9 protein-coding genes are annotated in these 8,391 nt (G+C 69.9%); 5 read left to right on the forward strand and 4 right to left on the reverse strand.

Going from position 1 to position 8,391, the window contains the following annotated elements:
• The first annotated feature begins 3 nt into the window (after positions 1 to 3).
• The 3 genes from VHS75_RS19790 (at position 4) to VHS75_RS19800 (ending at position 2,103) form a co-directional block, all read left to right on the forward strand.
• On the forward strand, positions 4 to 207 hold the full coding sequence (locus VHS75_RS19790) for a Trm112 family protein (protein WP_329640345.1): 204 nt from the start codon (positions 4 to 6) through the stop codon (positions 205 to 207).
• Positions 197 to 691: a hypothetical protein gene (locus VHS75_RS19795; protein ID WP_329640334.1), complete on the forward strand. Its 495-nt coding sequence runs from the start codon at positions 197 to 199 to the stop codon at positions 689 to 691. The genes VHS75_RS19790 and VHS75_RS19795 overlap by 11 nt, the downstream gene beginning before the upstream one ends.
• A gap of 95 nt (positions 692 to 786) precedes the next feature.
• Positions 787 to 2,103, forward strand: a complete 1,317-nt coding sequence (locus tag VHS75_RS19800; RefSeq protein ID WP_329640335.1) for an NCS2 family permease — start codon at positions 787 to 789, stop codon at positions 2,101 to 2,103.
• A gap of 11 nt (positions 2,104 to 2,114) precedes the next feature.
• Here the strand turns inward: VHS75_RS19800 and VHS75_RS19805 are convergent, their stop codons facing one another.
• Positions 2,115 to 3,017 carry a 5'-methylthioadenosine/S-adenosylhomocysteine nucleosidase gene (locus VHS75_RS19805; RefSeq protein ID WP_329640336.1) on the reverse strand — a complete coding sequence of 301 codons (903 nt, stop codon included), beginning with the start codon at positions 3,015 to 3,017 and terminating at the stop codon, positions 2,115 to 2,117.
• Between the two features lie 458 nt (positions 3,018 to 3,475).
• Here VHS75_RS19805 and VHS75_RS19810 point away from each other — a divergent pair, with 458 nt between their 5' ends.
• Positions 3,476 to 3,772: a hypothetical protein gene (locus VHS75_RS19810; protein ID WP_329640337.1), complete on the forward strand. Its 297-nt coding sequence runs from the start codon at positions 3,476 to 3,478 to the stop codon at positions 3,770 to 3,772.
• On the opposite strand, the gene VHS75_RS19815 is transcribed toward VHS75_RS19810, so the two are convergent.
• Both VHS75_RS19815 and VHS75_RS19820 read right to left on the reverse strand, forming a co-directional pair.
• A complete protein-coding gene (locus tag VHS75_RS19815; protein WP_329640338.1) occupies positions 3,769 to 5,025 on the reverse strand; it encodes a UbiH/UbiF/VisC/COQ6 family ubiquinone biosynthesis hydroxylase in 1,257 nt (418 codons plus the stop codon). The genes VHS75_RS19810 and VHS75_RS19815 overlap by 4 nt on opposite strands.
• Before the next feature lie 4 nt (positions 5,026 to 5,029).
• Positions 5,030 to 5,851, reverse strand: coding sequence for an enoyl-ACP reductase (locus tag VHS75_RS19820; protein WP_329640339.1), 822 nt, complete (start codon positions 5,849 to 5,851; stop codon positions 5,030 to 5,032).
• A gap of 148 nt (positions 5,852 to 5,999) precedes the next feature.
• Here VHS75_RS19820 and VHS75_RS19825 point away from each other — a divergent pair, with 148 nt between their 5' ends.
• The gene (locus tag VHS75_RS19825; protein WP_329640340.1) at positions 6,000 to 7,772 is read left to right on the forward strand and encodes a chloride channel protein; all 1,773 of its coding nucleotides are present in this window, start codon (positions 6,000 to 6,002) and stop codon (positions 7,770 to 7,772) included.
• A 33-nt stretch (positions 7,773 to 7,805) separates the two neighbouring features.
• Here VHS75_RS19825 and VHS75_RS19830 read toward each other — a convergent pair.
• Positions 7,806 to 8,391: beta-ketoacyl synthase N-terminal-like domain-containing protein (locus VHS75_RS19830; RefSeq protein ID WP_329640341.1), on the reverse strand; the 586-nt coding region annotated here is incomplete at its 5' end.

An 8,391-nucleotide genomic window follows, 5' to 3' on the forward strand; every position in this document is an offset into this window, starting at 1 on the left:
ATCGTGTCCGAACCCGCGCCGACCGAGGTCGACGTCGACCCGCGCCTGCTGGAGGTGCTGGTTTGCCCCGTGACCCACGGGCCATTGGAGCTTGACCGGGTCAAGGGCGAGCTGATCAGCCGCTCGGCGCGCTTGGCCTATCCGATCCGCGACGGCGTGCCGATCATGCTGCCGGAAGAGGCGCGCGACCTCACCGATGCCGACTGAGGCCGGCCCCCGGAAAGCGCGCGATTTCGGCGCGGTCCGCCGCTATGGCCTGGCCCATGTGATCGGGGCGATCGTGGTGGTCGGAGCGGCCGCGCTGCTGGTTACCTCTCAGGCGGTGCGCGACCGCAACGCGGCCATCGCGCTCGCGAAGAAATGGGACATTCAGGGCCCGCCCTGTCCGGCGATGAGCGAGACGGAGTTCAACACCAAGCACGAGGTTGCCCCCAAGACCTTCGACTACGACGGGGTGACGCTCGGCCGCATCGCCGGCGACGTTTCCTGCTCCGACGTGAAGGACGATGGCGGCAGGGGGTTCGGAACCGACAAGGTCTGCCAGTTCACCAGCCCGGCGGCCCTGACCGTCGCCTCGCCCGCCGGCCGGTTCTTCTTCGTACCGGGCCCTGGCCAGCCGGCCACGCTGCGCATCCACAAGAATGTGGCCACCTGCGTCATGGCCTCGAAGTTCACCCTGCAGACCGAATAGGCGCCCGGACGGTCCGGGCGCACCCGGCGGGCGAAAGCCTGGAGTTCGCCGGCGGGCTCCCCTAGCGTCGTCATCACATCGGGGATGGGCGGGCGATGCTGGAACGGATCTTCGGCCTGAGCGGCCACGGGACCACCGCGCGGACTGAGGTGTTCGCCGGCTTCACCACCTTCCTGACCATGGCCTACATCGTAGTGGTCAATCCGACGATCCTCGGCGAGGCGGGCCTGCCGGTCGCCGCGGTGGCCGCCGCAACCTGCCTGGCCGCGGGGTTCGGCAGCCTCCTGATGGGATTCATCGCCAACTACCCGCTGGCGCTGGCGCCCGGCATGGGGCTGAACGCCTACTTCACCTACACGGTGGTCAAGGCCATGGGGGTGCCGTGGGAGACGGCGCTCGGCTGCGTGTTCCTGTCGGGCGCGGCCTTCCTGGTCCTGACCCTGGTGGGCGTGCGCCAGATGATCGTGGCGGCGATCCCGCGTTCGCTGTTCGCCGCCGTGGCCGCAGGCGTCGGCCTGTTCATCGCCTTCATCGGCCTGCGCGACGCCGGCATCATTGTCCCCAATCCGGCCACGGCCGTCGGTCTGGGCGACCTCACCCAGCCGACGGCGGCGCTGTCGGTCCTGGGCCTGCTGCTGATCGGAGCCTTACAAGTCTGGCGGGTGAAGGGCGCCATGCTGATCGGCATCCTGGTGACCGCCGCCGCCGGCTGGGCGCTGGGCCTCGCCCACCTGACCCCCGGCGGCTACAGCCTGACGGCCATCTCGGCCACGGCGTTCAAGCTCGACATCCCCGGCGCGCTGAACCTGAAGGGCGGCTTCGGCGCGACCCTGCTGGAGATCATCTTCGTCTTCCTGTTCGTCGACCTGTTCGACAATGTTGGCACCCTCGTCGCCGTCACCAAACGGGCAGGCCTGGTCGACGAGGCCGGCGCCATACCGCGCCTCAACCGCATCCTGATCGCCGATTCCATGGCGACCATGGCCGGCGCTCTGGCCGGGACCAGCACGGTGACCAGCTACATCGAGAGCGCCTCGGGCGTGGCAGCCGGCGGGCGCACCGGCCTGACCAGCGTCACGGTGGGCGTTTTGTTCCTCGTCACCCTGTTGTTCGCACCCCTGGTGCAGGCGATCCCCAGCGCCGCCACCGCCCCGGCCCTGATCCTGGTGGGCTCGATGATGGTCGGCGCCCTGACCGAGGTGGACTGGGCCGATCCGGGCGTCGCCATCCCCGCCTTCCTGACCATGGTGACGATCCCGCTGAGCTATTCCATCGCCAACGGTCTCGCCTTCGGCATCACCAGCTTCGCGGCCCTGAAACTGCTGCGCGGTCAGGCGCAGCGAAGCGATTGGCTGCTGTTCGTGCTGGCGGCCCTGTTCGTCCTGCGCTTCGTCTACCTGGCGAAGGGCTAGCTGGTGCAAGGCTATCGGGGCAACGCCGCCACGAAGGCCCGCACCACGGCGGCGGAGTTGTCCGAGGCGAGCTGGAAGAAGGTCCCCGCCTGGTTGGCCCCCGGATCGCCGCCCGCAAGGTCCGACAGGCTGCGGAAGGCGATGAACGGCGTGCCGTTGACCAGCGCCACCTGGGCCACCGCCGCGCTCTCCATATCCAGCACCTCGGCGTGGAAGGTCGAATAGGCCCAGGCGCGCAGGGCGGCGTTGTCGACGAAGGCCTGGCCGGAGACCCCGTTGCCGCCGACGACGACGTGCGGCGCTGTCTTCAGACAGAGGCCCGCCGCCGTACAGCGCTTCAGCGCCACACCGCCGGCCACCCGCCGCGCCACGGCGATCAGAGCCGGATCGGCCGGGAACCACGCGCGGCGCTCCGCCGCGGTCGGCGCGCGCAGCACCTCGACGGCCTTGGGGTACATCATGCCGAAGGGCGCGCCGGTCAGCGGCTCGCCGGCCGGCGGGGCGTAGTGGCCGGGCGCGTCCTCCCGCGCCATCACGCTCTCCAGGTACTGGCCCCACTGATCCGGCGTGACCACGTCGCCGACGTCGAGGCCGGGGTCCACGCCGCCGGCGATGCCGGAAAAGACGATGCGGCTGACGTGGAACCGGTCGATCGCCCGCTGGGTGGTCATGGCGGCGTTGACCATGCTCATGCCGCTCAGGAACAGGACGACGGGCTTGCCTTCGAGGACGCCAGTGGTGAACACCGTGCCCGCAAGGGTGACGGTGTGCTTGTGAGTGGCGGCCTTCTCCAGGGCGACGAGCTCGGGGGCGAAAGCGGAGATGACGGCGATGCGCGGCGTGGTGTCATCCGCGGCGCGGGCGGAGCCGGCGAGGACGGCGCAGAGGGCGAGGAGGGTCAGGCGGAGGCGCATGGGTGGGAGCTTAGCCGCGCAGGCCGGGGCTCTGAACGGAGAATACTCGTCAAAATGCGAAATGGCCCCAAAACCTCCCCCGCGAAGCGGGCGGAGGGGGACCACGAAGTGGTGGAGGGGGCGCTGCTGTCGCACCGACTTCAGAGCACGGCCCCAACGCCCCCTCCGACCCTTCGGGCCACCTCCCCCGAATGCTGCCGCTAACGGGGGAGGTTTTGAAGCCGTGCGCCTTCCTACTCTCAGGAGTGGGAAACGCCCTTAAACCTCATGGCGAGATTTTCGGCTTGGGCTTCGGGTCTGGTCAAGGACGAGGGCTTCGCCCTCGCCGCGGAGCGGCGCGCCAGAGGCGCGTCCTTGAGCAGACCCGAAGCCCAAGCAAGATTGGCCGCCGTGGATTTAAGGGTTGGGGTGTTTGCGGAGCTATTGACCCGATCGAGGGCCGCTCGCACCGTCCAGCCATGCGTGCGTTCATCCTCATCATCATCGCCGTGCTGGCGCCGCTGTCGTCCGTCGCATCCCCGGTGGGGCCATCCAATGCAGAGTTGTCGCGAGCGCTCGTCACGCATGGCCGACTCGTTTCGAGTCCGAAAGTGCGCAGGGTTCATTGTCATGGCTTCGAGGAGGAACCGACAGAGTTCGCGTGCGATTATGAACAACTGAACGGTCGTCATCATTGGCAATCATTGACTGCGTTTGTTGCGATCGATGGCGGCAAATGGGTTCTGATCGACGACCCGGCGCGCCGCAGGTCTTAAAGCGCCTCGCCCCGCAGCAGCCGCGGCAGATCCCCAACCGCGCCGCCCGCCTCGGTCATGAAGAACCGCCGCGCGGGGCCGATGCGGTTCACCGCCGCCATCCCCGCGCCGCGGGCCAGCCGCAGCAGCGGGTTGTCGTTGGAGAACAGGCGCACGAAGGCGTCCATCCCGGCGCTCAGCGTCACGGTGTCGAACCGGCGCCAGGCGGCGTAGCGCTCCAGCACCACCTCCGAGCCGATGTCCTCGCCCAGGCGCATCGCCTCGACCAGCACTTCGGCCAGGGCCGCCGCGCCCTTCAGGCCGAGGTTCAGACCCTGGCCGGCGATCGGGTGGACGCCGTGGGCGGCGTCACCCAGCAAGGCCGCGCGAGAGGCCGTGAAGCGCTCGGCGAGCTGCAGGCTCAGGGGGTAGGTGAACACCGGACCCTCGACGCGGACGTCACCCAGGTAGTCGCCGAAGCGGCGGTCGAGGTGGGCCTGGAAGATCTCTGGCCGGGCGGTCCTCAGCGCGGCGCCGCGGGCGCGGCTCTCGGTCCAGACCAGGCTCGCCCGGTTCTCGGTCAGCGGCAGGATCGCGAACGGGCCGCCGGGCAGGAAGTATTCGTGGGCCACGCCCTCATGCGGCTTTTCCAGGCGCACGGTCGCCACCACGCCGGTCTGCGGATAGTCCCAGCCGATGGCGCCGATCCTGGCCTCGGTGCGGATCACCGAGCCGCGGCCCTCGGCGCCGACGGCGACCGGCGCGCGCAGAGTGCGGCCGTCGGCCAGGGTGACCACCGCCTCGCGGGGTCCAAAGGCGGCGCTGGCGACCTTGGCCGGAGCCAGGACCTCGATGCCGGCCTCCAGGATCGCCTGGGCCAGGGCCGCGCGGATGTGGCGGTTTTCCAAGAGGTAGCCCAGCGGCTCGCCGTCGGAGCTGTCGGCGATCTCGGCGCTATCGAAGCGCAGGAAGAACGGGCTGGCCGGGCCGGAGGCGGCGCCGGGCGTCGAGCCGTCGGTCACCAGGATCTGCTCGATCCGCTGGGCGTGGGGTGCGAGTGCGTCCCCGACCCCCAGGGCCCGCCACTGGCGGAAGGCGGCGTAGGCGATGGCGGAGGCGCGGCCGTCGAAGGTCGGCGCAACTTGCGCGTCGAACACCACAGGATCGATCAGGACCGGCTTCAGCCCCGCCTGGTTCAGCGCCAGCGCCAGCGTCGCCCCGGCGATTCCGGCGCCGGCGATGATGACGTCCACGTCCTGGGCGGCGTCGGCCATGGGGTCAGCCTTCTCCGGCCTCGTCTTCACGGAAGCCCATGATGTGGAAGCCAGCATCCACGTGGATCACCTCGCCGGTGGTCGACAGGCCCAGGTCCGACAGCAGCCAGAGCGCCGCGCCTGCGACGCCCTCCATGGAGGTGTCCTCCTGCATGGCCGAGAGCGCACGGCCCTTGGCGAGCATGCCGCGTCCGCCGGAGATGCCGGCCAGCGACAGGGTCTTCATGGCGCCGGGCGACATGGCGTTGACCCGGATACCCTTCGGGCCCAGGTCGCGCGCGGCGTAGCGCACTGAGGCCTCCAGCGCCGCCTTGGCCACGCCCATGGTGTTGTAGTTCGGGATCGCGCGCTCCGAGCCCATGTAGGTCAGCGTCAGGATCGAGCCGCCGGTCTCCGGCATCAGGGCCGCCGCGCGCCGCGCGCAGTCCACGAAGCTGAAGGCCGAGATGTTCAGCGCCCGCAGGAAACCCTCGCGGGTGGTGTTCTCCACGAAGCTGCCCTTCAGCTCGTCCTTGTTGGCGAAGGCGATGGCGTGGAGGAAGAAGTCGATCTTGCCAAAGGCCTTCTCGACCACGCCGAAAGCCGTATCCATCGAGGCGTCGTCGGTGACGTCCATGGGCGCCAGGACCTTGACCCCGATGCTCTCGGCGAGCGGCTCGACCCGGCGCTCCATGCCCGGCAGGTGCAGGAAGGCCATCTCCGCGCCCTGGGCGGCCAGCTGGCTGGCGATGCCCCAGGCGATCGACTGGTGATTGGCGACGCCGGTGATCACCCCGCGCTTGCCGCGCATAAGCTCGCCCTTGGGCATCTGATAGTCCTCGGCCACGCCGCGTCTCCCTTCGCATTGTCGTCGTCGAGGCCGGTTTGTGGACGGGGCCGGCACGAAGGGCAAGCGGATCGAAGTCTTCAATTCTTCGCCCGGCTAGGCGTATGACGATGGTTCAGAGCACCGGAGAGCGCCAAAGACCCCCCGGATGATCGACGTTCCCTTTGTCACCTCGCCGCGGCGCGCGCCGATGCGCCTGCTCACCGCGATCCGGCGGCGGATGCGGACCAGCGAGCTGTGGCTGATCGCGCTGTCGGTGGTGGTGGGCGCGGCCGCCGGCCTGCTGGCGGTGGTGCAGAGCAGCCTGGCGCATGGCCTGCAGTCCCTGCTCTACGGCATCAAGTTCGACGAGCGGCTGAGCGCGGCGGCCCAGATCGCCCCGATCACCGCCCTGTGGCTGGCCGCCGGCGGCCTGGTGCTGGGCCTCTTCACCTGGCTGGTGCAGCGCAGGCGCTCGGGCCTGGTGGACGTGGTCGAGGCCAACGCCCTCTATGGCGGGGTGCTGGGCCTGGTCGACAGCATCATCGTCTGCGCCCAGACGGTGCTCTCCAACGGCGTCGGGGCCTCCGTGGGGCTGGAAGCGGCCTACGCCCAGGCCGGCGGGGCGGCGGCGTCCTGGGCCGGGCGGCAGATGAAGCTGCGCCGCCACGATATGCGCATCCTGCTGGGCGCGGGCGCCGGCGCGGCCATCGGCGCCGCGTTCGGCGCGCCGCTGACCGGGGCCTTCTACGCTTTCGAGATCGTCATCGGCTCCTACACGCCGTCAGCCATCGCGCCGGTGGCCGCGGCCTGCCTGACCAGCGTCATGGTGGCCAAGGCCATCGGCGCGCCGCCCTATTCCATCGAGATCGCCGCCCAGAAGACGCCCGATGTCCTGGGTTACGCCCTCTATTCGGGCCTCGGCCTGATCTGCGCCCTGATCGGGGTGGGTATCATGCGTCTGGTGGCGTTGGCCGAGCGCTGGGTGCGGACGTCGCCGATCCCGGCGGTGATCCGCCCGGCGATCGGCGGCCTCCTGCTGGGCGTGCTGGCGGTGATCTCGCCCCAGACGCTCTCGGCGGGCCACGGGGCGCTGCATCTCGACCTGGCGGTGGGCGTTCCGCTGGCGATCCTGGCCGTCGTGCTGGTGCTGAAGACCCTGGCCTCGGTGATCTCGCTGGGGTTCGGGTTCCGGGGCGGCCTATTCTTCGCCTCCCTGTTCCTGGGCACCCTGGTGGGCCAGCTCTACGCCGGGGTCGCGGACATGGCCTCGATCGAGAAGCTCTCACCCGAAAACGCCGCCCTGGTCGGCATGGGCGCGCTGGCGGTCAGCGTGGTCGGCGGGCCGCTGACCATGAGCTTCCTGGTGCTGGAGACCACGCGGGACTTCAGCGTCGCCGCCGCGACCCTGGCCGCCGCCCTGATCGCCTCGACGGTGGTGCGCGAGCGGTTCGGCTATTCGTTCTCCACCTGGCGGCTGCACCTGCGCGGCGAGACGATACGCTCGGCCCGCGACGTCGGCTGGATGCGCACGCTCACCGCCGGCAAGATGATGCGCAAGGACCCGCCGACCGCGCCTGCCACGATCAGCCTGGCGGAATTCCGGCGGCGCTATCCCCTGGGCTCGACCCAGCGGGTGCTGCTGGCGGACGAGTTCGGCGGGTATGTGGGGGTGATGGTCACCGCCAGCGCCTATGCCGACGGCCTGGACCTGGAGGCGCCCGCCGAGACCCTGGCCGTCAGCCGTGAGGACGTGCTGTCGCCGGAAATGGACATCGAGGCGGTGATGCGGGCCTTCGAAACCACCGAGACCGACGAACTGGCGGTGATCGGGCCTGAGGGCCAGGTCCTGGGCCTGCTGGCCGAGGCCTACGTCACCCGCCGCTACGCCAGCGAACTGGAGAAACAGCAGCTCGACCTCTACGGCGAGGGGAAGGACTGACGGCGTGTGGTTCGTGGACGACTCTTCCGGCGATCAGACTTTCGCCATCACCAGGCAGCCGTTGGTCCCGCCGAAGCCGAAGCTGTTGCTCATCACCGTTTCGAGGGGCTTGTCGGAGCGTTCGCGCAGGATCGGCAGGTCGGCGAATTCCGGGTCGAGATTGTCGATGTGGGCGCTCTCGCAGGCGAAGCCGTTGTTCAGCATAAGCAGGCAGTAGATCGCCTCCTGCGCCCCGGCCGCGCCCAGGCTGTGGCCCGTCAGGGACTTGGTCGAGGAGATCGGCGGCATCTTGTCCCCGAACACGGCGCGGACGGCGTCGATCTCCTTGCCGTCGCCCACCGGGGTAGAGGTGCCATGGGGGTTGAGATAGTCCACCCGCCGGCCCTTCAACCCGTCGAGCGCCAGCTTCATGCACCGTGCGGCGCCCTCGCCGCTGGGGGCGACCATGTCGTAGCCGTCGGAGTTGGCGCCGTAGCCGATGATCTCGGCATAGATCTTGGCCCCGCGCGCCTTGGCGTGCTCCAGCTCCTCGAGCACCAGCATGCCGGCCCCGCCGGCGATGACGAAGCCGTCGCGGCTCACGTCGTAGGCGCGGCTGGCTACGGCCGGGGTGTCGTTG

This window comes from Phenylobacterium sp., assembly GCF_036264965.1.
GTDB lineage: Bacteria > Pseudomonadota > Alphaproteobacteria > Caulobacterales > Caulobacteraceae > Phenylobacterium.

Coding starts and splice junctions, on each gene's coding strand:
- VHS75_RS19795 (WP_329640334.1), top strand. CDS start 197: ATGCCGACTGAGGCCGGCCCCCGGAAAGCGCGCGATTTCGGCGCGGTC.
- VHS75_RS19805 (WP_329640336.1), bottom strand. CDS start 3,017: ATGCGCCTCCGCCTGACCCTCCTCGCCCTCTGCGCCGTCCTCGCCGGC.
- VHS75_RS19800 (WP_329640335.1), top strand. CDS start 787: ATGCTGGAACGGATCTTCGGCCTGAGCGGCCACGGGACCACCGCGCGG.
- VHS75_RS19815 (WP_329640338.1), bottom strand. CDS start 5,025: ATGGCCGACGCCGCCCAGGACGTGGACGTCATCATCGCCGGCGCCGGA.
- VHS75_RS19825 (WP_329640340.1), top strand. CDS start 6,000: ATGATCGACGTTCCCTTTGTCACCTCGCCGCGGCGCGCGCCGATGCGC.
- VHS75_RS19810 (WP_329640337.1), top strand. CDS start 3,476: ATGCGTGCGTTCATCCTCATCATCATCGCCGTGCTGGCGCCGCTGTCG.